30 protein-coding genes and 2 pseudogenes are annotated in these 22,281 nt (G+C 51.8%); 24 read left to right on the top strand and 8 right to left on the bottom strand.

The window, feature by feature from the left end; genetic code table 11:
- Positions 1 to 137, top strand: a 137-nt coding sequence (locus IPG22_06165) for a hypothetical protein (GenBank protein MBK6587883.1), incomplete at its 5' end; no start/stop codon positions are given.
- Positions 138 to 172: 35 nt separating this feature from the next.
- Here IPG22_06165 and IPG22_06160 read toward each other — a convergent pair.
- The 4 genes and pseudogenes from IPG22_06160 to IPG22_06145 form a co-directional block, all read right to left on the bottom strand.
- On the bottom strand, positions 173 to 418 hold the full coding sequence (locus tag IPG22_06160) for a hypothetical protein (GenBank protein ID MBK6587882.1): 246 nt from the start codon (positions 416 to 418) through the stop codon (positions 173 to 175).
- Complete coding sequence (locus IPG22_06155; protein MBK6587881.1) at positions 418 to 597, bottom strand: HAMP domain-containing protein; 180 nt, start codon at positions 595 to 597, stop codon at positions 418 to 420. Before IPG22_06155 ends, IPG22_06160 begins: the two co-directional genes overlap by 1 nt.
- A gap of 10 nt (positions 598 to 607) precedes the next feature.
- A complete protein-coding gene (locus tag IPG22_06150; GenBank protein ID MBK6587880.1) occupies positions 608 to 841 on the bottom strand; it encodes a hypothetical protein in 234 nt (77 codons plus the stop codon).
- Positions 842 to 1,106: 265 nt separating this feature from the next.
- Positions 1,107 to 1,790 (bottom strand): annotated as a pseudogene (locus tag IPG22_06145) (response regulator).
- A gap of 161 nt (positions 1,791 to 1,951) precedes the next feature.
- Between IPG22_06145 and IPG22_06140 the strand changes: the two are divergent.
- Positions 1,952 to 2,437, top strand: coding sequence for a Spy/CpxP family protein refolding chaperone (locus tag IPG22_06140; GenBank protein ID MBK6587879.1), 486 nt, complete (start codon positions 1,952 to 1,954; stop codon positions 2,435 to 2,437).
- Between the two features lie 76 nt (positions 2,438 to 2,513).
- On the opposite strand, the gene IPG22_06135 is transcribed toward IPG22_06140, so the two are convergent.
- The 3 genes from IPG22_06135 to IPG22_06125 all read right to left on the bottom strand — a co-directional run bounded on the left by IPG22_06135 (position 2,514) and on the right by IPG22_06125 (position 4,542).
- A complete protein-coding gene (locus IPG22_06135) occupies positions 2,514 to 3,656 on the bottom strand; it encodes a hypothetical protein (protein MBK6587878.1) in 1,143 nt (380 codons plus the stop codon).
- An 85-nt stretch (positions 3,657 to 3,741) separates the two neighbouring features.
- Positions 3,742 to 4,203, bottom strand: a complete 462-nt coding sequence (locus IPG22_06130) for a hypothetical protein (GenBank protein MBK6587877.1) — start codon at positions 4,201 to 4,203, stop codon at positions 3,742 to 3,744.
- A gap of 54 nt (positions 4,204 to 4,257) precedes the next feature.
- Complete coding sequence (locus IPG22_06125; protein ID MBK6587876.1) at positions 4,258 to 4,542, bottom strand: hypothetical protein; 285 nt, start codon at positions 4,540 to 4,542, stop codon at positions 4,258 to 4,260.
- Positions 4,543 to 5,014: 472 nt separating this feature from the next.
- On the opposite strand from IPG22_06125, the gene IPG22_06120 reads away from it, so the two are divergent.
- From IPG22_06120 to IPG22_06055, 14 genes are all read left to right on the top strand, one after another.
- The gene (locus IPG22_06120) at positions 5,015 to 5,461 is read left to right on the top strand and encodes a hypothetical protein (GenBank protein ID MBK6587875.1); all 447 of its coding nucleotides are present in this window, start codon (positions 5,015 to 5,017) and stop codon (positions 5,459 to 5,461) included.
- A 56-nt stretch (positions 5,462 to 5,517) separates the two neighbouring features.
- Positions 5,518 to 5,682, top strand: coding sequence for a hypothetical protein (locus IPG22_06115; protein ID MBK6587874.1), 165 nt, complete (start codon positions 5,518 to 5,520; stop codon positions 5,680 to 5,682).
- A gap of 120 nt (positions 5,683 to 5,802) precedes the next feature.
- On the top strand, positions 5,803 to 6,267 hold the full coding sequence (locus IPG22_06110; protein MBK6587873.1) for a hypothetical protein: 465 nt from the start codon (positions 5,803 to 5,805) through the stop codon (positions 6,265 to 6,267).
- Positions 6,268 to 6,804: 537 nt separating this feature from the next.
- A complete protein-coding gene (locus IPG22_06105; protein ID MBK6587872.1) occupies positions 6,805 to 6,960 on the top strand; it encodes a hypothetical protein in 156 nt (51 codons plus the stop codon).
- 13 nt (positions 6,961 to 6,973) lie between these two features.
- Positions 6,974 to 7,144: a deoxyhypusine synthase family protein gene (locus IPG22_06100; protein MBK6587871.1), complete on the top strand. Its 171-nt coding sequence runs from the start codon at positions 6,974 to 6,976 to the stop codon at positions 7,142 to 7,144.
- Positions 7,141 to 7,752 carry a deoxyhypusine synthase family protein gene (locus IPG22_06095; protein MBK6587870.1) on the top strand — a complete coding sequence of 204 codons (612 nt, stop codon included), beginning with the start codon at positions 7,141 to 7,143 and terminating at the stop codon, positions 7,750 to 7,752. The genes IPG22_06100 and IPG22_06095 overlap by 4 nt, the downstream gene beginning before the upstream one ends.
- Positions 7,753 to 8,466: 714 nt before the next feature.
- Positions 8,467 to 9,042, top strand: a complete 576-nt coding sequence (locus IPG22_06090; protein ID MBK6587869.1) for a trypsin-like peptidase domain-containing protein — start codon at positions 8,467 to 8,469, stop codon at positions 9,040 to 9,042.
- Positions 9,027 to 9,188, top strand: a complete 162-nt coding sequence (locus IPG22_06085; protein MBK6587868.1) for a hypothetical protein — start codon at positions 9,027 to 9,029, stop codon at positions 9,186 to 9,188. Before IPG22_06090 ends, IPG22_06085 begins: the two co-directional genes overlap by 16 nt.
- A 9-nt stretch (positions 9,189 to 9,197) precedes the next feature.
- Entirely contained in the window at positions 9,198 to 9,356 is a 159-nt protein-coding gene (locus tag IPG22_06080; GenBank protein MBK6587867.1) for a PDZ domain-containing protein, read from the top strand.
- 42 nt (positions 9,357 to 9,398) lie between these two features.
- Positions 9,399 to 9,701: a PDZ domain-containing protein gene (locus IPG22_06075; protein MBK6587866.1), complete on the top strand. Its 303-nt coding sequence runs from the start codon at positions 9,399 to 9,401 to the stop codon at positions 9,699 to 9,701.
- 91 nt (positions 9,702 to 9,792) lie between these two features.
- Complete coding sequence (locus IPG22_06070; protein MBK6587865.1) at positions 9,793 to 10,158, top strand: hypothetical protein; 366 nt, start codon at positions 9,793 to 9,795, stop codon at positions 10,156 to 10,158.
- A 687-nt stretch (positions 10,159 to 10,845) separates the two neighbouring features.
- On the top strand, positions 10,846 to 11,421 hold the full coding sequence (locus tag IPG22_06065) for a type IV toxin-antitoxin system AbiEi family antitoxin domain-containing protein (protein ID MBK6587864.1): 576 nt from the start codon (positions 10,846 to 10,848) through the stop codon (positions 11,419 to 11,421).
- Between the two features lie 234 nt (positions 11,422 to 11,655).
- Positions 11,656 to 12,006 (top strand): helix-turn-helix domain-containing protein, encoded by a 351-nt coding sequence (locus tag IPG22_06060; protein ID MBK6587863.1) that lies wholly within the window; start codon positions 11,656 to 11,658, stop codon positions 12,004 to 12,006.
- Positions 12,003 to 13,304 (top strand): type II toxin-antitoxin system HipA family toxin, encoded by a 1,302-nt coding sequence (locus IPG22_06055; GenBank protein ID MBK6587862.1) that lies wholly within the window; start codon positions 12,003 to 12,005, stop codon positions 13,302 to 13,304. The genes IPG22_06060 and IPG22_06055 overlap by 4 nt, the downstream gene beginning before the upstream one ends.
- A 405-nt stretch (positions 13,305 to 13,709) precedes the next feature.
- On the opposite strand, the gene IPG22_06050 is transcribed toward IPG22_06055, so the two are convergent.
- Entirely contained in the window at positions 13,710 to 15,164 is a 1,455-nt protein-coding gene (locus IPG22_06050; protein MBK6587861.1) for a hypothetical protein, read from the bottom strand.
- 254 nt (positions 15,165 to 15,418) lie between these two features.
- On the opposite strand from IPG22_06050, the gene moaA reads away from it, so the two are divergent.
- From moaA to IPG22_06010, 8 genes and pseudogenes are all read left to right on the top strand, one after another.
- Positions 15,419 to 16,405, top strand: coding sequence for a GTP 3',8-cyclase MoaA (gene moaA, locus IPG22_06045; protein ID MBK6587860.1), 987 nt, complete (start codon positions 15,419 to 15,421; stop codon positions 16,403 to 16,405).
- Between the two features lie 79 nt (positions 16,406 to 16,484).
- Positions 16,485 to 18,413, top strand: coding sequence for an FAD-dependent oxidoreductase (locus IPG22_06040; protein ID MBK6587859.1), 1,929 nt, complete (start codon positions 16,485 to 16,487; stop codon positions 18,411 to 18,413).
- Positions 18,410 to 18,868 carry a Rieske 2Fe-2S domain-containing protein gene (locus IPG22_06035; protein MBK6587858.1) on the top strand — a complete coding sequence of 153 codons (459 nt, stop codon included), beginning with the start codon at positions 18,410 to 18,412 and terminating at the stop codon, positions 18,866 to 18,868. The genes IPG22_06040 and IPG22_06035 overlap by 4 nt, the downstream gene beginning before the upstream one ends.
- Before the next feature lie 23 nt (positions 18,869 to 18,891).
- Positions 18,892 to 19,898 (top strand): annotated as a pseudogene (locus IPG22_06030) (cytochrome b N-terminal domain-containing protein).
- Between the two features lie 103 nt (positions 19,899 to 20,001).
- The gene (locus IPG22_06025; GenBank protein MBK6587857.1) at positions 20,002 to 20,439 is read left to right on the top strand and encodes a hypothetical protein; all 438 of its coding nucleotides are present in this window, start codon (positions 20,002 to 20,004) and stop codon (positions 20,437 to 20,439) included.
- 4 nt (positions 20,440 to 20,443) lie between these two features.
- Positions 20,444 to 20,692, top strand: a complete 249-nt coding sequence (locus tag IPG22_06020) for a hypothetical protein (GenBank protein ID MBK6587856.1) — start codon at positions 20,444 to 20,446, stop codon at positions 20,690 to 20,692.
- Entirely contained in the window at positions 20,641 to 22,047 is a 1,407-nt protein-coding gene (locus tag IPG22_06015) for a c-type cytochrome (protein ID MBK6587855.1), read from the top strand. Before IPG22_06020 ends, IPG22_06015 begins: the two co-directional genes overlap by 52 nt.
- A gap of 76 nt (positions 22,048 to 22,123) precedes the next feature.
- On the top strand, positions 22,124 to 22,281 hold a 158-nt coding region (locus IPG22_06010), incomplete at its 3' end, for a twin-arginine translocation signal domain-containing protein (protein ID MBK6587854.1).

Below are 22,281 nucleotides of genomic sequence, written 5' to 3'. Positions count from 1 at the left end.
GACACTTCCACGACCGTCCGGTCGGCCGTGTAACGAACGGCATTTCTAAGGACATTCTCGACCGCTTCGCAGCAGATTCTCGCCTTCCAACGACCGGACAGCTGTCGGCGGATGAGACCTCGACAAATTTCCTTTAGCCTCTGCCTCAAATCGGCATCGGCGGTGTCCCGAATCAAGTTCGGCAAAATCCAGCTGGACCCGTTCGATCTCCCTCAGCACCGCTTTCGAGCTTAGCAAGTGTCAGCAAACGCGAGATCATTTCGTTAAGCCGCGTCGATTCGGTTTCGATACGGTCGAGGAAAGGTGCACTATCGGGGTTTGATTTCTGTTTTGCTATCTCCAGGGCGACATTGAGCCGAGCCAGTGGCGATCGAAGTTCGTGTGAAATGTCGCTGTTGAGACGCTGCTGTGTCGTGATTAGCGATCAATACGTTCGGCCATTACGTCGAAGTCGCGCGCCAGATCGCCGATCTCGTCACGCCGACGTCCGAGGCTGGGAATGACACGGGTTTCGAGATTTCCATCCGCGAGTTTATTTGTCGCTTCGCGGAGCTGGATCGGCGAAGGTAAGCTACATGGCCAGCAACGGCAGAGCACGATCCCGAGTTCAGCAAAATGCCGCCGAGCCGGATTTGCGTGTTGTCGATCCCCAGAAAAGAGATGGCGGAGCCTGGCGTTCCCACTGAAAGACAAGGATCAGCCGCCTACCATCCGGAAAATTAACCGGCGCCGCACCCAATGTTCGTTCCTCCGCCGAAAAATCTGTTTCGACCTGTCCACTCGCCATCGTCCGATCAACAAGCTCAACAATTCCTGAGCATCGATCTGGTCGCCAAACCAAAGGTTGCCATCGCCAGCAACCAAGCTTACATGCCGGGGCGGCTCAAGATTCTTTAGGCGATTGAGGAAAGTACGCAGGCCCGCTTCCCCTTCGGCACTAACTATTTGCGAGGCGGTACCGCCGTAAACGGTTAACTGGTTTCGGGTGCTGCGTTCGAAACGACTAACCATAGGCTCTGTTTGAAAGGTACGAGTCACAAACATCAGAACGCCGACCATCAAAGCGACCGCGGCGAGAAACCACAAGAATATCTTTAGGAATAATTTCATACCAACGTGTAAATATAGCCGACCGAGCGTATCGTCTTGATGCGTTCGGTTCCGTCCGCCCTGTCACCCAACTTTTACGGAGGTTGCTGATATGCATATCGAGGCTCCGGTCATACGGCGAGAGCTTGCGCCAAGCACTTTTTCGCTGAGATCCTCTTTTTAACGATCTTGCCCCGCTTCTTTGAGCAATTCCGAGCAAGAGTTCGAATTCGACCGACGTCAGATTCATTCCCTTCCCGTCACAGGTTGCGATCCGAGACGCTGGTGAGATCTGGATACCGTCTATATCGAGTTTTTCGCTCGCTTCGGGATCATCATCGACAACCGCCCGCCGTAATATCGCCCGTAAACGAGCCGCGAGTTCCCTGGGATTAAAGGGTTTCGGCAAATAATCGTCCGCACCGATCTCGAGCCCAACGATCCGCTCCATATCGTCCGCCGCGGGCCGTAAGCATAATTACGGGCAGTTTTGACTGCTCACGCAGATTACGCAGTACGTCAAATCCGTTCATCTTTGGCATCACATCCAGGATGGCCATATCGTAATCACCGGACAAAGCCCGCTCCAATCCGGTTGCCCTGTCGTTGACGCACGCGATCTCAAAGCCTTCGACCGTCAGATATTCCGACACCAGTTCGCAAAGCTCCTCATCGTCGTCGATTATCAGGATCTTATCCATACAATTTGCATTCTACGTCATAATCGATCCGAGTGGGGACGGTTTTTATACTCTTACACATCCCAACGTTTGACTACATTCACGGCCTTCGTGGTTTCGTTAGACATAGCGACGGCGGATAAAGGATGCCGATATTTGGAATGATACATAAGGAGTTCATCATGAAAAAGTTATTTTGGATTAATCGCAGCAGCTTGCTGGTTACCGCTTCGATCTTTGTCATCGCTCAGAAGACGAACAAAGACGGGCACGGATCCGGTCCCGGCCGCGGCCATCGCGGCGGGGTCGGGATGGCACTTCGCGGCCTTGACCTGACAGACGAACAAAAAGCCAAGGTAAAGGAGATCATGGGATCGAGTCGAACGGCCGTTGAGCCTCTGATGCAGCAGAAGCGGGACACCCACGAAAAGATCCGCGTCCTCGGCACGGATGGCAAATTCGATCAGGCGCAGGTCGAGGCTCTCGCGGCCGAACAGGGCAATATTACCGCTAAAATGATCGTTGAAAAGGAGAAAGCGAAGGCCCAGGTCTTTGCGATCCTCACCGACGAGCAAAAGGCAAAGGCGGAAACAACGAGGAAGAATTTCGAGGATAAATTTAAGAATCGAAAGGGCATGCACAACAAGCCCGCAGGTCTCGAATTCTAATTTAACCCTGACTTTCTGAACAAAAAAGCCGTCCGAAACCTACGTTTTCGGACGGCCCTTTTGAATTTATCCGGATCTAGTCATCAACTATATCTAATCTGGTTGACGAGGCAAATGCTGCGATCTTGCCGTCTTTACTTAACAAATTGACCTGCGCGTATCCCTTGTCCTTCCCTGCCTGATAGATCTTCAGCAGAAGGTCCTGACGCTTTTCCTTTGGCAGCGTTTCCCATGTCGGCGAAAGGATACCGTAAAGCGTCTCACCGCTGACCCGCGCTGTTGTAATATATTCCGCGTACGAAGAGTCTTCGAACTGAACCGTCCTCACGCCGGTCGGGGCGACACTTTCGGTGAGGAAAAAGTTTGAATAGACATATAAACCAAACGATGCGGCGATCAGGAGAAGCGAAGTCGCCAACAGCCACCTGTTGATGGAAAAGGCTTTCTCACGGAGATTACCGAAGAACGGTGATCGCACCTTCGCCGCTTTTGGTCTTTCCGGTTCTGGGGCCGCCGCAAGTGTTTCAGGTGCTTCAATATGCGGCTCGTCGTGAACCTCTTCAGCCAGCTTGTCAGGGTTGAGGGGAGAACGCAGCAGATCCATGAGTTCAAGTGTCCGTGCGGCCCCGACCGACACGGATTCGTCATGATGATCGCCGTATTTGTTCTGAATGCTCTCGGCATCCGCTTTGGCGCGCTCCTCGATCAGCGTCACGTAGGCGTTACCGATACGGACGTTCGCCTCAATAGCCGCCGCCAGGACGTTTTGGAGCGTAAAGGTCTCGCTAATGCTTTCCTTAAATGCCCGAAGCCGTCCAAAGAAATCCTTTGCGATCAACTGGTCAAAATTGCCCGCATTCTCTGCCTCGATAGCTAGATCCTCAAAACTGAGGGCGGTCAGCAGAACATTTGAGTCGGTGTCGTCGTTAGCCCCGTATAATGCGATGCTCGACCACTCTCGATACAGCGTGTTGATATGTGCAAGCGTTTCGTCACGGCCAAAAAGGCATACGCGCTTCTCATTCTCAGCCGGACGCGAAAACAAACGGGTAATGATAAAATCAAATTTCGAGCGAACAGTTTGCGAATATGGAAGATTGCGGTAATAACGTGCGAGGGCGATCAAAGCCTGTGACGACAGCGGAGGCCGCGATCTTTCACAATAATGCCTGAGGCTGGACACACGGAATGTTTCGATCCGCTCGCGAGAGCGGTGCACCACTTTTCCGTCTCGGTCATCAACTCAAACTCGGCCTCCTGGTGAGCTACCGAATTTTCATTTTCCGTGACGTGCAAGAAGGCATTTAGGGCCATCTTCGCTTTGAAGTCCTCGAACGGATTCGGCACGATCTTCGTAATTCGCGCTCGACTCCCGTTAAAACGTGCTCGACCATCTGGAGATTTGACACCTCGCCGGACGCCCGCTTACGGTAAAATTCCTGGCCGTTTCTGGGTTTTTTGGGCAGTGTGGCTTCAGCCTTTAATACTAACGGCTCTCTAGATTCGGCCTCTTTTACGGCTGGTTCATCGGTGTCGTGAAGGTGCGTGTCATACCTCTCGACCTCTGGTCTATTGACAGTTTCCCTCCCGACTGAGGGCGATGGCGGCACAACTAGATTCAAGCGCAACTCATCGGCTCGGTTAGGCACTTCGGGGCCATCGAGCAGGACGTCATCCGCCTGTCCGCGTCGTTGGTCGTCCATTACGGTTTGCTCGAGCAGATTCTCTTGTTTGAGTTCAACAATAAGGTCTTCGAAGACATTCATGATTAGTTACCTATCGGGGCAGGATAGTTTTGGAATTGGGAGGGAAACGCGGATTTAAGGAAGAACTTGTCGAATTTCACCGGCTTGGGTCACCTCGTAAACGTAGACCACACCTTCATTAAGAACGTTGCGTGTGGCGGTTATCGTGTAGCCATTTCGCAACTCCGCATCGGTCGGAACCGCCGGAGCCATAAGCGAATGTAAATTTTCACGAACTATTTCATCGCCGATCTGTGTGCCGATGCTGCTGGACAAGATATTGTTGATCTCGTTAAGACGCCCGAAGCGGCTGTTGAGCGAATAGAAATTTACCTGCGTGGATGAGACGGTCCGCATCATTGAAAAACGTATTTCCGTTCTCAGCCGCCCTGACCGCCTTCTGCAATGCGGTACGGCTATCGCCGCGATAATGCCGACCACTGCAACCACTAACAAAGTTCTATGATCGAAAATCCAGATTCACCTTTTTCCTCATTTACACACCTCGTAATTTCGCTTAAACCGCGACAACTGACATTTTTGGCACCTATTCTTTGACAAGATACGGCAACTGCCACTACAAAATCGTCAAATCAATAGCGTTTCCCATATTTTTACGCGGTATTTGGCGTTTATGCCTCTTTTCCACCCGTCACCTTTGCAAGCGTTATGCCAAAGGAACGTATTGAATCCGCATCACCTTAGTGGATCGGGAATCTTTATTTTTGCGGATGCATTTTGTTTTTTACAGATTTTTACTAAGCTATAAATTTTTGTTGCATAATGTTTTTATTCCAAGGTTTCACGGAGCGGTAAGAATTGAGCGCAGTAATTGACCAGAGCATCGGAAACGTACGGTATTGATAATTGGGGAGCCGATTATTTTGGCGTGAACCGTAAAGGGCAATCTTATCGTTCGGGCCCTGAAAATGAGAACCCTGACTTGGCCGATGTAAAAGAGATCGTCGAAGATCTACGCAAACGCGGTGTAAACACGCCGATACTTTTGCGTTTTCCCCAACTTATATTTGGCCAGATCCGTAAGCTCCAGACAGCATTTCGCAAATCGATCAAGGAATTTGAATACGAGGGCGGCCATCTTTGTGTCTTCCCGATGAAGGTCAATTCGAATCGGGCGGTGATCGAAGAATATCTACGCGAAGGAACACGTTACAGTTTTGGCCTCGAAGCCGGTTCAAAAGCTGAGCTTTATGCTGCTCTTGGATTGGAACAGGCAAAAAGACAGTCTGCTCGTATTAAATGGCTTCAAGGATCGTGACTTTATTCAGCTCGCTTTTGCCGGCGCATCCGCAGGCAAGAATGTGGTGATCGTCATTGAAAAACTCAGCGAACTCGACCACACACCTCGACATTGCCGACAAAATGCAGGCCGAGAACCCAAATGCGGAGCTCCCCACACTTGGCGTTCGCGTAAAGCTTTACTCAAAAGGCTCCGGCAAGTGGGAAAAATCCGTGGCGAGGCTGCCAAATTTGGCCTGACGATAACCGAGATCCTGGAGGTTATAAGACGTCTGCAGTAAGCCGGCCGCGTCGAGATGCTCCAACTTCTTCATTTCCACATCGGCTCACAGCTCACCGATATCAAGCATCAAAAACGCAATGAAGGAAGCCGCTCGGACCTACGCCAAGATCAGCAAAAATGGGCATTCCGATCAAATATCTCGACGTTGGCGGGGGGGAATGGCGGTAGATTACGACGGCTCGCGAACGTCATTCGAATCGTCGGCTAATTACAACGCACGGGAGTTCGCCAACGACGTGATCTATGTGATCAAGACAGTTTGTGACGACGAGAATGTGTCACATCCGACGATCATCCAGGAATCAGGACGATACTTGTCCGCCTATCACGCGATCCTGGTAACAAATATTCAGGACGAGATCGAGACGGTTGTCGAGAGCCTGGTTCCAATGACCATGAATGCCGACGACCCGCCAACGGTCAAGGAACTTCACGACCTTCGCGAGACCATAAACGCAAAGAATTACCGCGAGTATTATCACGATGCGATCGAGTACCGCGATGAACTGTTCACGATGTTCAACCTCGGACTCATTTCTTGAAGCGAAAGGAAAAGGTGAGGTCCTTTTCTGGGATATCTGCGAGGAAGCCGACAAATATGCCCAATTAAAGAAATATGTCGCCGAGGAATTTGACGAGCTGCGCCAGTTAATGTGTGCAAAATACCCTCGCAAATTTCTCAGTTTTTCGCTCGATGCCTGATAATTGGGCACTCGAACAACTATTTCCGATCATCCCAATACATAAACTCAACAAAAAGCCGACAGAATATGCTACGCTTTGTGATATAACCTGTGATTCCGATGGGATTGTAGATAAGTTCGTGGATCTGCACATGACGTAAAGCCCGTGTTGGAATTGCATAAGCTCGTCAAAAATGAGCCATATTACTTAGCAATGATGTTGGTCGGGGCGTATCAGGAGGTTATGGGCAACAACCATAATCTTTTTGGCGTTCCGCACGAAGCACACGTCTTCATTGGCGAAGACGGATATATTATCAAAAAGGTTATTTATGGGGCTACCCCAGCGTTTCAAAAAATAATAAATTATTGGTGGACAACAACTATGGTAGCTCAATGAAAAGAAAGGCCTCGAAATTTTTGACGGTTCCGACACGTCCGGTACCGATCGATCGTGACCGCTCGGTCGCAGGCCTTTTGGAAAAGATGGAAGGAGCCGGCTTCAAGCAAAACAACTCGCCGAAGCCCATCGCATCTGGCCTGATATGCTGATGACAATTCGACGATATACCCTTGCGGATCAGGCAATCTGATCACGTCGGGAATGCGTCGTTTGCTCGCTTACGTCATTAAGAACCGCTTCGTCGACGTCATTGCGATGTCGGGAACGGTGCTTTATCACGACATTCACGAGATCCTCGGCCGCAATCATTTCCAGGGGCCCACCCGAGCGTGAGCGACGAAGAACTCGAAGGTTCCGATGTCTTGAGACTCGGCGATGTAATGGCAAATCGCGAGGAATATCAGGAAGCTGACGAATGGATCGGCAGCGTGATCAACCAGCTCGAACTAAGCCGCCCATACTCTATCCGCGAATTCCTTCACCTTCTCGGCCGTGAACTTTCGGAGATCGCCCACGAAGACGGCATTCTCACGTCAGCTTTCAAATCGCGAATTCCCGTATTCTGCCCTGATCTGCCGGGTTCGGAGATCGCCGTCGGCATTGCGCGGGCGAAATTTGAGAAGAAGATCCAGATCATGTTCGACACGACCCAGGACACGATGGAAATGATGAACATCGCGCACAAAACCCGTCATTCCGGTATCATCTGCCTTCGGAGCATGGCAGCCAGAATCTGCAACTGTGACCGAGCTTTCGTCTTACATCACGCGAACAACGGGCGCGGCGACAAATACGCGATCTCTATCGCGACCCCGATACGGCCCCGCTTGATATTCGGACACCTTTCGTATGGTGGTAATCACACACATCTTTGGCAAATTGGTGCGGGGGGCTACCACGGCATATTACGTACCGTGCGACCCGTCGATCGCGCCCAATGATCATCACTGCTTCTCTCGCAAACCGCCGCGAATACCTATGGGCAAGTCGCAGCGGCCGACCTTCAGTTTTTCGGGCCGTGAAATGAATATCGATGTTCCGTAAGAATATACGTATTTTTTGGACTAAGAAGGACAATGGATCTCAATATCCATTGTCCTTTTGATATTCATTTACCACTTTATCTTTACAGTGTTAACTCGTTGTATTAAAGATGGTTATAGGCCGGGCATATTGTTTGGAGGAAACGTTTGATCTTATAGATCTCTCAGCGGACTCCGCGTCTTTCTCTGCGTCCTCCGCGTTGGAAAAAGCATCACACATTCAAAGTCGGGGACGCAGAAAACCTTCAAACCGTGAGATCATTTTTTCCGGAACAACATTCTCGTTCCCTTCGCAAACCACTATTATCGCTTTTGGCAGACAATTGTAGAAACGATTTTATCACTCGTTTTTTTTTGAGTATCGTTCAATGAGTATTAAGAAATTATTTGTAATTGCACTATTTGCGTCAGGCTCGCTTGTTGCGGGATGCAAAACCGGCCTTTTAGATGGAGTAGAGGCCCCTCCGGCGAGCCAACCAGTCGCCCCGGCTGCTCCGCTCGTCGTTGACGGCAACAGGACGTCCTACGCCGATGTCGTCGATAAACCTCGCCCGCCGTGGTTCGTATCGAGGCTGATCACAAACAGAAAGCAACCGCAGGTTCGCGGTGGAGATGATTTTTTCAGACAGTTTCAGATCCCAGCCAAATCAGCGTCCTCAGGTCGAACGGGGACTCGGTTCCGGCGTTGTTGTCGAAGCCAACGGGACAATCATCACGAACTATCACGTAGTCGAAGGGGCCGATAAGATCAAGGTCCTAATGAGTGACAATAGATCTTTTGACGCAAAGGTCGTCGGATCGGATCAACCAAGCGATCTTGCCGTTCTAAAGATCGAAGCCGCAAATCTGCCCTTCCTGACCCTCGGAAATTCCGACAGCGTCAGGGTCGGCGATATCGTCCTCGCGATCGGCAATCCGCTCGGTATCGGACAAACCGTTACCGCCGGCATTATCTCGGCAAAAGGCCGCCAAACTGGCCTCAGCGACGGCCAGAGTTTTGAGGATTTTCTGCAAACGGATGCACCGATCAACCGCGGTAATTCGGGGGGAGCTCTCGTAAATCTTAACGGTGAATTGATCGGCATCAATTCCCCAGATCCTGTCGCCCGGCGGCCGGCGGCGGTAACATCGGGATCGCGTTCTCGATCCCGTCAAACATGGCAAAATCAGTCATGGACCAGCTTCTGAAAGACGGCAAGGTGCGTCGAAAGCTCGGCATCCGACTTCAAACTATCACGGATGAAGCCGCTGAAGCCTTGGAATTAAAGGATAAAAGTGGCGTACTTGTCAGCGAAGTGGACAAGGGAAGTGCGGCCGAAAAAAGCGGGCGTTAAACGCGGGACATAATTACCGCGATCAACGGCGAAAAGATCGAGGACGGCAACGTGCTTCGCAACAAGGTCGCCGGCACGCTTCCGGGAACCGAGATAAAACTCACCGTGGTTCGCGATGGAAGTGTGACCGAGCTGAGGGGCCACACTGGACGAATTCAGCCTGCGTGACGGCAAAACACCGGCCCGGGCCGTGAGGACGGCGAAGACGAAATAATCCCGCAAAATCAAAGCGGTAAACTCGGCCTCAGCCTTGAGCCACTTACGGCTGATACGGCTAAACAACTCGACCTCGACGCAGGTGCCGAAGGGTTGGTCGTCACGGACGTCAATCCTGACGGGCCGGCGGCTGAGGCGGGCATCTCGAGAGGCGACCTGATCGTCGAGATAAATCGAAAAGCCGTGAGGTCGATATCCGACGTCAAATCGGCTCTCGACAGTGCGGGAAACAAACCGATCCTGCTGCTCATTACGAGTCGCGGCCGCACGATATACATGACCATAAAGCCAGAATAAAGGTTCAATTATTACTGCTCATTTTGCCGCCGGAAGGATATTTCGGCGGCATTTTTGTTTTTGCGTGAATTCTGTGCTAAAAACGTGCGGTATGTGGAGCAAACTTTACCTCGCCTTGCTTGGCCTCTCGCTCGTCGTGATGGCCTTTTTTTCTTTTTATTCCTGGAGTTGGCTGCAGAGTATCGGTATTCCCGCTCAGGCCGCCGCGGGATATGAATATCATGCCGGTTTCGCATGGACCGCCCTTTGGCTAACGACCGCTATATTGGTTCCTGGCCGGAAACGCCGCCAGGGGACCGGTGGCCGTGCCTGGGCAATGTGGATAACATTCGTCTATTTCGCCGTACTGGCCGTTGTGAGGCTTTCTGGCTCGATGAGGCATTTGTTCATTTTAAGAAGATCAACGGCCTTTCCGACGGCTCCTTCTCAGTCGGGCCATTTGTCGCCGTGCTTCTGATCGTTATTATCGCGGCTATAGTTTTTCAAAACCCTGTACATTGTGTCGCGCGGCGCGAAAAAATGTATCCGCCGTCCGTCACGGATGAACCTCACACCGCGAAAGCAAACCCTCGTTGGATTAAATACCTTAACGAAAAGAAAAAGCCCGCAGATCAGTGATGAACTGCGGGCTATTTTGTCGTAATGGTCGGGACGGCGAGATTTGAACTCACGACCTCTCGCACCCCAACCAACCTGAGGGTTAATCGCAAGTTCTCACAATCGCTCAAAACCAATCAAAATCGGCAACTTGCTTGTCGCTTATAAGCTTTAAGTAGGTATGCGTCGGGAAAAGTGCAACCATCTTGCAACCAACTTACCAAGATTATTCCCCACTTAGAACGTCGATAAATAACACTGGCGAGAACAACAAAATAACACATTCTGATCGAGAATAAACACTAATTTTTCCTTTTAGTGTTTTGCGACATTTTCGGGAAACAAATGTGACGAAACCCCATCTCCTAAGTCATTCTGGCTTATTAACACACCAATAAATTGGTATCCGGTTTTCACTACTTTTGCCCCTCTCGCCTACCGCTCTTTTATATATTTGCGCGATGTTGTCTGAACTGCCAACCTTTCTCAGATTGGTGCATCGCGGCATTATTCATTGACAAATGTCACTTTGCACCACAATACTTTAATGGTGGGTAAGGATCAGGTACTAAAGTTAAAAAAACTTGGGGTATTTACACTGGCTCAGGGCAAGGCTGCGGGAATTAGTCAGCAAGACATATCCAGGCTTGTCGCTGCAAAGGACCTCGTTCGTCTTGATCGTGGAATCTACCTTCATCCGAAGACGTCGCTCGATAAAGATGTAGGATTCCAGATCGCATATTCAAAGTTTGGGCCCGGTTCAGCAATCGGTGGTCTTTCAGCTCTATATCATTACAACCTTGCCGAGCAGGTTCCGGGAGAAATATGGATGATGGTCCCTCCGGAGAAAAGAACCCGAGAAAATGGTTATAGACTGATTCGAACAAAAACAAGCCTCGACAAACAGATCATAGATGAAAAGGGCTATCGAATCGTCACAGTCGAAAGGGCGGCACTAGAGGCTCTTAAATTCATCACAAAGGTAGGTGAACGAACAGCCATAAAGGCCGCCAGAGGAGCTCTTGCAACAAGAAGAACTACGGAAGCAAAACTTGCAAAAGCAGCAAGAGAACTTGAGCTTGAATCGGTACTAGCCAAGTATCTGGAGGTCATCGTGCCCTGACCACCAAAGAAAAGACACTTCCAGTTGGCGATCCGGTTTCCACATAATCTCAGTCAGAAACCAGATAGTCGAATATCTGCTACACTTCGCCGAAATTGGCGAGCTGCCGCTAAAATCGGTCCTAACTCATTATTAATGACGATATCATACTCCTGAAGATGCGTTGCACTTTACTCGCCATAATTGCCGATATATATTGACATTACCATAGTTACTCGCCATAATTGACGTATTATGAGATTCGACACAAACACGACCGATCAAGCGATACTTAAAGAAATCGGAGAACGTGTTGCAATGATTCGATTGAATCAGAACTTCACCCAAGCAAATCTTGCGGAGCAAGCGGGCGTGTCTAAGCGAACCGTTGAACGGCTAGAGGCAGGCGAATCGGTACAAGTTACAAGCCTAATTCGGCTCCTGCGCTCATTAGGATTACAGCAGCGCTTAGAAGTCCTTTTCCCAGAACCTGTTTCAAGCCCAATAGCTCAACTGAAACTTCAAGGGAAAAAACGACGACGGGCCTCCTCGAAAGAACTACGAAGCTCGAAAGGGACGGGCTGGAGTTGGGGAGATGAGTCATGACAACGTTGGCTGAGGTCAAGCTGTGGGGACGCACCATCGGGGCTGTTTCGCTTGAGGATCGCAACGATGTGGCTGTCTTTGAGTACACACCAGAGTTCATGAAAAGCGGCATCGAGGTCTCACCGATTGTGATGCCGCTCACTGGATCAATATACGTATTCCCGGAGTTGCCACTAGTGACCTTTCACGGCTTGCCGGGTTTGCTGGCTGATTCGCTACCGGATAAGTTTGGCAACGCACTCATTGATGCTTGGCTCGCAACGCAAGGCCGGTCCGCTGATAGTTTTAATGCGGTGGAAAGGCTCTGCTATACGGGCTCACGCGGTATGGGTGCCCTTGAATTTTTCCCGAGCACGGGCCCAAAGGAGATGGCCTCTCGGAAGATCGAGCTTGACGCTTTAGTCAATCTGGCTTCGGACGTTTTGAACCAACGAAGCAATCTTGATACTAACTTTGACGATCCTGATTCTCTCAGAGATATCCTTCGCGTAGGAACCTCCGCAGGTGGTGCCCGGGCGAAAGCGGTGATCGCGTGGAATCGGAAAACCAATGAAGTTAGGTCTGGGCAAGGAAAAGCCGGCGACGGATTTGAATATTGGTTATTGAAGTTCGACGGAGTCACCGGAAATCGGGACAAAGAACTTGCCGATCCTCAGGGCTATGGAGCAATCGAGTATGCCTACTATCTAATGGCACTCGAGGCAGAAATACAGATGAACGAATGCCGCTTACTCGAAGAAAACGGCAGAAGGCATTTCATGACCAAGCGATTCGACCGTCTCGAGAACGGCGAAAGGCTGCACATGCTTTCATTAAGCGGCCTGGCTCATTTTGACTTCAACAATGCCGGCGCGTATAGCTACGAGCAAGCCATGCTGATCATGCGTCAACTTAAACTCCCGACATCCGCTATTGAGCAGATGTTTCGTCGGATGGCATTTAACATCCTTGCGAGAAATCAGGACGATCATGTCAAGAATATCGCTTTTCTAATGGGCAAAGAGGGCAAATGGTCTCTTGCCCCCGCGTTTGATGTGGCATACAGCTTTAATCCGTCTGGAGTATGGACATCGAGTCACCAGATGACCATGAACGGCAAACGGGATGGTTTTTCGATGAATGATTTTAAGGCATGCGCCGAGGCGGTTTCGCTTAAACGCGGTCGTGCAAAGTCGATCGTCGCTGAGGTCCGAAAGGCAGTGGAAAAATGGCCGTATTTTGCCGAAGCCGCCAAGGTCACCGAATCGTGGAAAACGCAGATCCAAGAGAATCTGCGTTTGGAGTTGTCGTCAATCTGAACATTATTACTGCCGATCCATCGTTCAGAGTTACAATTTCTTATTGCTGGCAGTTCACTCACCTCCAGAAGGCCGAAGTTACGTTTGCCTCTAACGCGCGTTCCCGGAACAGGGGCCGGGTTTGATTTCTTCCTCTTTTGTCGAGTTGGCGGTACCAGATGATAAGGGGTTTGACGTGAAATAGTACGAGGGATATGGACCCGGCTCTCGGCTAGTTCGGCAATATCTTTCATATCGTACGATGTTGCCACCGACAATTACTACCCGCTGTCGCTCGCCCCCGGATACCGCCTTAACGGCGCGATAAATGAACCGGACTTCTTCAAGAACCAGTTTTGCTTTGTATTCCCAAATACGTGTGCTTGATCCGCCGGCGAGTATAAAGCCGTCCATAAACTCCTACTATTAGAACGAATACGAGGCTCCGAGGTTTACGTGATTTGCATGCTGCGCTCCGCTGAATAGATAAGTCGTGTAAAAGCGACGAAGCTCAAGGGCGATCGAAAATTGTGGAGTCCACTTAAAGATCGCCTCGCCGGCAAATGCCAGATTACGAGTACGCCAGTCGCGACGTGTGACGCTGGTCAGGTCTCGATTTTCAGGGTCGTCAATTCCAATAGTTCCATAAAAAGTCAATCGATCGTTCAGTGTCGGCGGAGTCAAACCGATCTGAGTCCATCCGCCGCGCGTCCTGATCGCACGAACGCCACCGGCGGTCGAAGCGACGCCCTGGCTAAAGGCAAAATCATTGTTGTAACTTTGAAAGACGCCGGCCTGAAAGCCGCCGAGGTTTTTGCCAAAAAACGCTTCCCCGGAGACACCGATTCGTTTTGCAAGCGGAAAATTCCAGTCGGCGGCAACACCGTATGTGTCGATGTCATTTCTAACATTGGCCGCACCCGTAAAGACGCGCGATCTTCCGTAGTGTCCTGAAAATCCTATCGCTCCTGACTTTTTGCTGCCAAGCCAATTTTTCCCGCTGAACGCGATCCGGCTTTGTAGAAATGGAACACGCGATGCCGCTCCACTCGTCGGCTGGATAAAGAACGCGGCGTTTGTCGCAAAGTCGCCAGTCTGCGGCGCAAGTACGGCTCCTTGCCAGGTTATGTTCGGCGTGATCTTTCTTTCGATTTTGATCTGAGGCAGCCGCGCCCAATTATTTCCCGCTCCGGCCATCTGCGGTATCGCCACGGCCGCGAGCGAAGTCGGATTAACGGGAGCGAAAACCATCCAGTCCTGTCCAACTGTTACAGAAGTCTTCTCCCAGTCGAGCCTGGCGTTTGCGAGTCGCAACCTGACAACGCCAAAGTTCTCGCCGATCCCAACCGATGGAAAACCACCGAAGAAATCGGCTTCGAGAATCGCCGAGAGCCGCGCGTTACCAACCTTAGCCCCCTCGACCCTCGCCCCCAAGCGGGTTTGGCGGACGCTCGCACTTACATTTCCGCTACCGGTTGGCGTTGCAAATAGCGGAACATCCGCATTATTAGTTCCACCGCTGTTTCCAAACGCATTGAAGTAGATCGTCCCGTATGGGGTGATGCGCGCGGATCCGACATCGACACCCAGATCTTTTTTCGGTTGCGGAGCTTGTTTTACATCTGTTTTCGCAACATCCGCTGGCCTAGTATCCGGCTTTGCCGGCGAATCGACTGGCTTAGCTGACGCGTTCTTCCCGAGCAACGCCTTCAGCTCAGCCATTTCGCGCCGCATTGTTTCAACCTCACTTTCCAGTTGCTTTACACGAGCACTCATCTCATCTGCCGACGGTGTGCCACCGGGCGTCTGGGCAACGACTGTAAGGCTGAGAATGGACGCTATTGCTGCTATAAGTACGAACTTTAAGAACTTGAGATGCATATGAATACCTCTACTGGATCAACTTGGTCGCTCACAATTTTTCCGCGTGTAGTACGACCAATTGAATATATCGTTCACCCGATTGCGGCAGTATGACGCAGATCATGTTTTCTCGCCGTGCAGAGTGAGACCTTTAATGTTGTCGAACGAGAACCGAAATAGAACTTCGGCCAAGGAGATTGGCAAACGGCACCGCAAGTAGAGTCAAGACCGTAAGTAGGCTCATACTAAGAACAGCGGCGGAATAACAGGAAATGTTGTTTGATTCCTTCAATCGAAAAATCAAGGATCTGCGCGTATCAGTGACGGATCGCTGTAATTTTCGATGTTTCTATTGCGATCCTGATCCTTGCACCTCAAATGATCCGGATCTTCTGACCTTCGACGAGATACGCTCTATCTGCGAGGTGTTCGTCTCCTTGGGTATTGAAAAGATACGACTGACCGGCGGCGAACCAATGGTCAGGAAGGGCCTTGGGGTACTTATAGCTCAACTTGCATGCCTTAAACCCCTTGGACTTCAAGAACTCGCGATGATCACGAACGGCAGTAGCTTCGCAAATAAAGCTGCCGAGCTACGATCAAGTGGTCTAAACCGGATAACCTTCTCGCTGGACAGTCTGAAACCAGGCACTTTTCGCTCAATTACGGGCTCCGACAAACTCTCTGACGTGCTCGACTCGATCGAGGCCGCACGATCTGTCGGTTATCCTAATATAAAGGTCAACGCTGTTATCATCCGGGGCCGAAACGACGATGAGATCGTCGACCTTGCTCGATTTGCAAGAAGAAACAGTTTAACCGTCAGATTCATCGAATTCATGCCCCTCGATAGCGGGCATATCTGGGATCGAAAACATCTCGTCTCAGCTGCCGAGATCCGGGAAAAAATAAACTCGGCCTTTCCAATAATCCTTATAAACACGTCTCGCAGAGGTGAGACAGCGTGGAGGTATCGCTTTGCTGACGGCACAGGCGGCGAGATCGGTCTGATCGCTCCCGTCACAAATGCCTTTTGCGGCGAATGTTCGCGAATTCGACTGACGGCCGATGGGTATATCAGAACGTGTCTGTTCTCGAGTGAAGAATATGATGTACGAGGTTTGCTTAGAAGCGGCGGATCGCGAACCGAAGTCGCCGACCTTATTCGTTTTGCTGTCGCAAGAAAAACATTCGGCCATACCATTGGGTCCCCTACATTCGAGTATTCCTCGCGTTCGATGAGTTCGATCGGCGGCTAAAAATATTAGTCAGAATATGACTTAAGTCATATTCTGAGCACTGCAACCGGCATAGCATTCCAGAAGTTTTACACATTTTGTGACAACGAATACTATGATGCGGCTAAATGTTCACGTCCCCGACGCGAACTACCATCAAAACCTGATCTCGTGCCAAGTGGCGTGTCCCGTTCATACGGACGCACGCGGGTATGTTCGGGCAATCGCCGATGGAAGGTTTGAAGAAGCATACCTAATTGCCCGTGGTCCCAATCCCTTTGCCTCGATCTGCGGGCGCATCTGCGGAGCCCCTTGCGAGATCGCCTGTCGCCGCGGAAAAATCCCCAAAGTAAATGACGACGGCATGTTCGTCGGACAGGACCGGCCGATCGCAATTCGTGCGCTCAAGCGATTTGCATGTGACCACTTCGGGCCGGAGGCGAGACCGACGAGTGAAGTATTGGACTCGATCAGGAATTTTATCCCGCCCGTCGCCGCAGATGCTGAGGAGATGGCGGCTCTCTTAAGATCCGCGACCAACAGTTCGATCGAAAAAGGTGATAGCCAAAAGATCGCGATCATCGGAGCTGGCCCGGCGGGACTCTCCGCCGCTCGCGACCTGGCTCTACTGGGATTTAAGCCGGTCGTCTTTGAGATCGAGCCTGTTGCAGCCGGAATGCTCGCGGTCGGGGTTCCGGCGTATCGCTTGCCTCGTGAACTGATCGAAAAAGAAATTGCCGTTATCGAGGCACTCGGCGTTGAGATCAGGTGCGGAGTAAAAGTTGGTGAAGACATTGCTTTTGCCGAGCTCCGCGAGGATTTTGCGGCGGTAATCATAGCGGTCGGTGCCAAATCATCCCGCGGCCTTGGCTTGACTGGTGAGGATGGCCCGGGCGTTGTCGGAGGCGTCGATCTGCTTCGAGCTGTCTCACTTGGCGAAGACCTCGATATGGGCCGCGAGATCGTAGTCATCGGGGGTGGAAACGTTGCCTATGACGTCGCCAGGTCGGTCGTTCGCCAGATAGCTTTTGATACGGCACGTACGGCCGCGAGGCTTTTCGAGACTGCGAATGTACATCTGATCTCGCTTGAAGGTGCGGAAGAAATGCCCGCGGACACGATCGAGATCGTTGAGGGCGACGAAGAAGGGATTAAGCGAAGCAACGGCTGGGGACCGACGGAGGTAGTTCGCGACGAAAAAGGCAGAGTCACCGGCGTCGCGTTTCGCAAATGCTTGCGGGTCTACGACGAAGATCAAAATTCTCACCGCTCTACGATGATGATGAAAAAGAAATTAATTCCCTGCGACACCGTCCTTCTCGCTGTTGGCCAAGCACCAGCCCTTTCATTTTTGGAGGACGGCGGACAGGACGTTGAGCGAATGCGAGGCGACTGGCTCAAGGTTGACCCCATCACGCTGCAGACCACTGCAAAGGGCGTCTTTGTCGCCGGTGATCTCGCTCACGGAACGCGTTTGCTGATCGACGCCGTCGCGTCCGGCAAGGCAGCAGCGCGTTCCGTTTATCAATACCTGACCGGTAATGCTCTCGAGCATGAATTGGTCAAAACACATGTCGTTCTTGACCGATACCGGCGTGAACGCGGCTACGAATCGATCCGCCGCGTTGAGGTGCCAACGATCGAACCGGCCGAGCGGCTCAAGCATCCCGAAAACGTCGTTGAGATCGGCTACAGCCGTGAAGAGGCCATGCTCGAGGCGTCACGCTGCCTAGATTGTGGAGTAACGCCGGTGTTTGATGGCAGCCGGTGTGTGCTGTGTGGTGGCTGCGCGGACGTTTGCCCAACCGAATGTTTGAAGCTGATCTCGCTCGATAAGCTTGAGTTCGATACCGAGGTCGACTCGATGATAGGTGCCTCACTTGGAGAGGACGCAGATCTGACTGAGAACTCGGCGATCCTGAAAGACGAGGACCGCTGTATTCGCTGTGCTCTCTGCGCAATCCGCTGCCCGGTCGATGCCATCTCGATGGAACGAGTCACATTTTCAACAAATTGGAGTTCTTTATGACGACACATCCGAGTGAAAAGAAATCACGTTTTGATCCGGAACCGATGCCGCGGAGGGATTTTCTGGGGCTCGCCGCTCTGGGTTCGATGGCGGCGGCATTTGCACTCTCGATCTTCGGAATGCTGAAACTTCCAAAGGCAGCCGTGTCGGCTTCTCCAGCAAAGAAATTTAATGTGGCGTTACCGGACACCCATCCGGAGGGCGAAGCGTTCGTACCGCCGGGGCGAAACGTTGCGGTCTTTCGCGATGCTGATGGCGTATTTGCTATCTCGACCGTTTGCACGCATTTGGGATGCATCGTTAAGACGAGCGCCGCCGGGTTTGACTGTCCCTGCCACGGGTCGGGCTTTCAGAAAGATGGAACTGTAAGAAAAGGGCCTGCTCCGACACCGCTACCTTGGCTTAAGGTCTCAAAAACGGAGCTCTTCTTACGATCGACGAGGAAGCAACTGTAAAAACTGGAACAAAGGTGTAGACCATGAAAGCAGAAGGCTATTCAGCATTACACGAATTCTGGATCAATCTGCGGGGCATCCCTAATCACGTTTATCGGGCGATGTTTCGCGGCGGTCCGCCAAAGACCGATCGCACGCGGTCGTCGTTTATCTTCGGCAACGTCTTCCTGCATCTTCATTCGGTTCGCACCCATCTCTGGAGCCTGCGTTGGAGCACGACCATGGGTCTCGGCATAATGACGACTGCGGCATTTCTGATAACTCTGGTCACCGGCATCCTGCTGATGTTCTACTACAAGCCGTATCCGGACGTAGCCTATCAATCGATCAAGGACATTCATTTCATTGTACCTACTGGCCGGTTTATGCGGAACATTCACCGCTGGGCCGCTAACGTGATGGTGGTCGCCGTGATACTGCACATGGCAAGGGCGTTCTACACCGCTTCGTACCGAAAACCGAGGGAATTCAACTGGTTCATTGGCTGGGGGTTGCTAGTCACAACACTGGGCCTGTCGTTTACGGGTTATCTGCTTCCTTGGGATCAACTCGCATATTGGGCGATCACGATCGGCTTAATATCGCGCAGAGTCCTCGAGAGATCACCGACGCACTTGGGATCACGGCTTGGGCAGATATCGGCAGCCTGCAGCGTGAAATATTGCTTGGGTCTGACAAGGTCGGCGAAGAGGCGTTGATCAGATTCTATCTGCTTCACGTAATGATCTTGCCACTGACTCTTGTTATGTTGATGGCGGTGCATTTCTGGCGAATACGCAAGGATGGTGGGCTCGCAAAACCGGCGAATGCCGATGAACTGGTTGGCCAGGAAGCCAAAGAATTCTATCCGGTCTTTACGGATGCTCCGACGAAAACATATCACCTAGCCGCCGTCGTGAAGGGCAAAACGCCTGCCGTCGGGAGCGGCCCGGAACACACGGTTCCGTCAATGCCGCACCTTTTCTACGCCGAGCTTGGCGTGTTGATGCTGACAACTCTCATCTGCGTCGGGTTGGCTTTCGTTTCCTGATGCTCCGTTAAAAGAACTGGCAAATCCGCTCGTTCCCGAGAATCCGGCAAAGGCCCCGTGGTACTTTCTTGGGCTCCAGGAGATCGTATCGTTCTCGGCATTCATGGGTGGCATAGGTATTCCGATGCTGTGCGTGATCGGCTTGGGTCTGATCCCATTTCTCGACCGTGAAAAGGAAGGAACAGGCGAATGGTTTGGCGGTCCGGGCGGCCGGAAACTCGTGAAGTGGTCCGTCGTGGTGGGTTTTGCCGCGTCGATACTTGTCGAGGCGTTTGCCATTAAGTTCGGCTGGCTTCGCGAGTGGTTCCCTAACATTCCCCAACTTTTTATTACGTTCATCAATCCCGGGACTGTCCTGACGGCGATCTACGCGACGTATTCGATATGGGCCGTTCGAAGATACAACTCGACTCGTGCAGGTGCACTGGCCCTGTTTACGTGCTTTCTATGCGGTTTCATTGTGTTGACCGTGATCGGTACATATTTCCGCGGGCCGAACTGGGATTTCTTCTGGTCGCCATCTGATTGGGGAGGCCATTGACGCAATGAACAAGAATAAATATTTGTTGATGGTTTCAAGTATCGGGGTCTTTTTGCTCCTGGCTGCGGCTGCCGTGTCAGAGAACTTTATGAAGGACTGGCACAGCATTCAGGGGAACGCCAAGACCACTGAAGGCCCGATCGATCTGCGACTTCGCCAGATAGTGAATCCGCAGCTCAAAGTAACGGACCGCTGCGTCACTTGTCATGTCGGGATGGCATCCGGCGAGCAGATCACGTCCGATCAAAGGTAGAAGCAGCCCACAAGCCAGTCGTCCATTCCCCGACCGAGATCGGCTGCACGACCTGTCATGGTGGACAGGGACAAGCAACTGAGAAAGACGATGCTCACGGTAATGTTCACTTCTGGACCGAGCCGATGCTGCCCTCGAAGTATGCCTACGCGAGTTGCGGAACCTGTCACACGCCGCTGAATGTTCCCAATCTGCCGACCCTCGAAAGTGCCCGCAAGACGTTTGAAAGGCTCGACTGTTACGCGTGTCATCGTCTCGACGGCCGCGGAGGCACGCTGCGTCCGGGCGGCAATGTGACGGGAATGGAAGGCCCCGACCTGTCACATGTCGGCCTGAAAGGCTACAACGCCGAATGGTATGCGGCTCACCTGCAAAAGTCTCAGCAGGCGACGGACCCGGCCTGGAAAACCTCATTTCGTGAGGTAGCCGAGGCAGACCGCTCGGCTCTGAAGATCTTTCTCGACACCCAAATGGGTGCGCCGAAACTGATCGAAGCAAAGGCGCAGTTCAATTCGGTCGGGTGCGCTGGTTGTCATACCGTCGGAAGTTTTGGCGGTGACGCGGGCGTCAATCTATCCCTCTCGGGTTACAAAGATCCGAATCAACTGAATTTCACTAAGGTTCCGGGCGATCACACTTTAACCAACTGGGTCGTCCAGCATTTCCGTTCACCTGCGTCCACGGTCGCGGGATCGCAGATGCCCGTACTTGGGTTGTCTGATAACCAGATCGACCTGCTGACGCTTTATACACTCTCGCTCCGACGGCGCACATTGCCTGATGTCTATCTTCCGAAGGATCGCGTGCGGGCAATGCGTTTCGGCGAACGCGAGTTTGCTAAGGATGGTGAGACCATTTTCACGGCGGTGTGTTCAAGTTGTCACGCGGCAGACGGACGTGGAACCCGGTTCCCGGGCCTTGTTCCGAATCCGTCGATAACGAGTCCGGAGTTCCTCCAGCTCGCCTCTGACGATTTTCTCTTCCAAACGATACGAAATGGGCGTCCGGGGCGTCCGATGCTTCCGTGGGGCGATCGTGTGAATGGATTTAATGATGATGAGCTGCGGTCTGTCATCGCGTACATTCGTGGGCTCGGAGGAAACGTTCAGGCACTGCCGGACCCCCGACCGGAGATGGGGCAATGGGCGACGGGAATCTCGGAGCGACACTTTTTTGCCTCAAATTGCTCAGGTTGTCACGGAAAGAACGCCGTCGGTGGCGACGGCCCGGCTTTGGCCAACAAGGCCTTTCTTTCTAGTGTTTCAGACACCTTTCTGGTCGAAATGATAAAACGCGGACGAAGCGAAACGGTGATGCAGGGATTTGCAAACCCATCGCCGATCAGACGCTGCTGACGCAGGCTGAGATCGAATCGATCGTGACCTATACGTTCGTTAAGTGTTAAGTAGTTGAGCAATAACGAGGAATGATATGAAAAAAGAAATTTCTAGACGCGAATTTATGGCAAGGATCACTGCTGCCGGCTTTGGCGCTCTCGTCGCATCGACGACGAACGCCTGGGGACTTGAAGCCATAACAAATCAGGCCGCCTATCCGAAATCCGTGGATTGGGAAAGGTCTATCGCGAC

The sequence above is a fragment of the Acidobacteriota bacterium genome (assembly GCA_016703965.1).
In the GTDB taxonomy this organism is placed as follows: Bacteria; Acidobacteriota; Blastocatellia; order Pyrinomonadales; family Pyrinomonadaceae; genus OLB17.
The sequence above is the reverse complement of the archived record's forward strand: the minus strand, read 5'-3'. Positions and strand labels throughout refer to the sequence as shown.

Coding starts and splice junctions, on each gene's coding strand:
- IPG22_06140 (MBK6587879.1), top strand. CDS start 1,952: ATGAAAAAGTTATTTTGGATTAATCGCAGCAGCTTGCTGGTTACCGCT.
- IPG22_06130 (MBK6587877.1), bottom strand. CDS start 4,203: ATGAATGTCTTCGAAGACCTTATTGTTGAACTCAAACAAGAGAATCTG.
- IPG22_06125 (MBK6587876.1), bottom strand. CDS start 4,542: ATGATGCGGACCGTCTCATCCACGCAGGTAAATTTCTATTCGCTCAAC.
- IPG22_06110 (MBK6587873.1), top strand. CDS start 5,803: ATGAAGGAAGCCGCTCGGACCTACGCCAAGATCAGCAAAAATGGGCAT.
- IPG22_06105 (MBK6587872.1), top strand. CDS start 6,805: ATGAAAAGAAAGGCCTCGAAATTTTTGACGGTTCCGACACGTCCGGTA.
- IPG22_06090 (MBK6587869.1), top strand. CDS start 8,467: ATGATTTTTTCAGACAGTTTCAGATCCCAGCCAAATCAGCGTCCTCAG.
- IPG22_06085 (MBK6587868.1), top strand. CDS start 9,027: ATGGACCAGCTTCTGAAAGACGGCAAGGTGCGTCGAAAGCTCGGCATC.
- IPG22_06070 (MBK6587865.1), top strand. CDS start 9,793: ATGTGGAGCAAACTTTACCTCGCCTTGCTTGGCCTCTCGCTCGTCGTG.
- IPG22_06065 (MBK6587864.1), top strand. CDS start 10,846: ATGGTGGGTAAGGATCAGGTACTAAAGTTAAAAAAACTTGGGGTATTT.
- IPG22_06060 (MBK6587863.1), top strand. CDS start 11,656: ATGAGATTCGACACAAACACGACCGATCAAGCGATACTTAAAGAAATC.
- IPG22_06055 (MBK6587862.1), top strand. CDS start 12,003: ATGACAACGTTGGCTGAGGTCAAGCTGTGGGGACGCACCATCGGGGCT.
- IPG22_06050 (MBK6587861.1), bottom strand. CDS start 15,164: ATGCATCTCAAGTTCTTAAAGTTCGTACTTATAGCAGCAATAGCGTCC.
- moaA (MBK6587860.1), top strand. CDS start 15,419: ATGTTGTTTGATTCCTTCAATCGAAAAATCAAGGATCTGCGCGTATCA.
- IPG22_06035 (MBK6587858.1), top strand. CDS start 18,410: ATGACGACACATCCGAGTGAAAAGAAATCACGTTTTGATCCGGAACCG.
- IPG22_06025 (MBK6587857.1), top strand. CDS start 20,002: ATGGGTGGCATAGGTATTCCGATGCTGTGCGTGATCGGCTTGGGTCTG.
- IPG22_06020 (MBK6587856.1), top strand. CDS start 20,444: ATGAACAAGAATAAATATTTGTTGATGGTTTCAAGTATCGGGGTCTTT.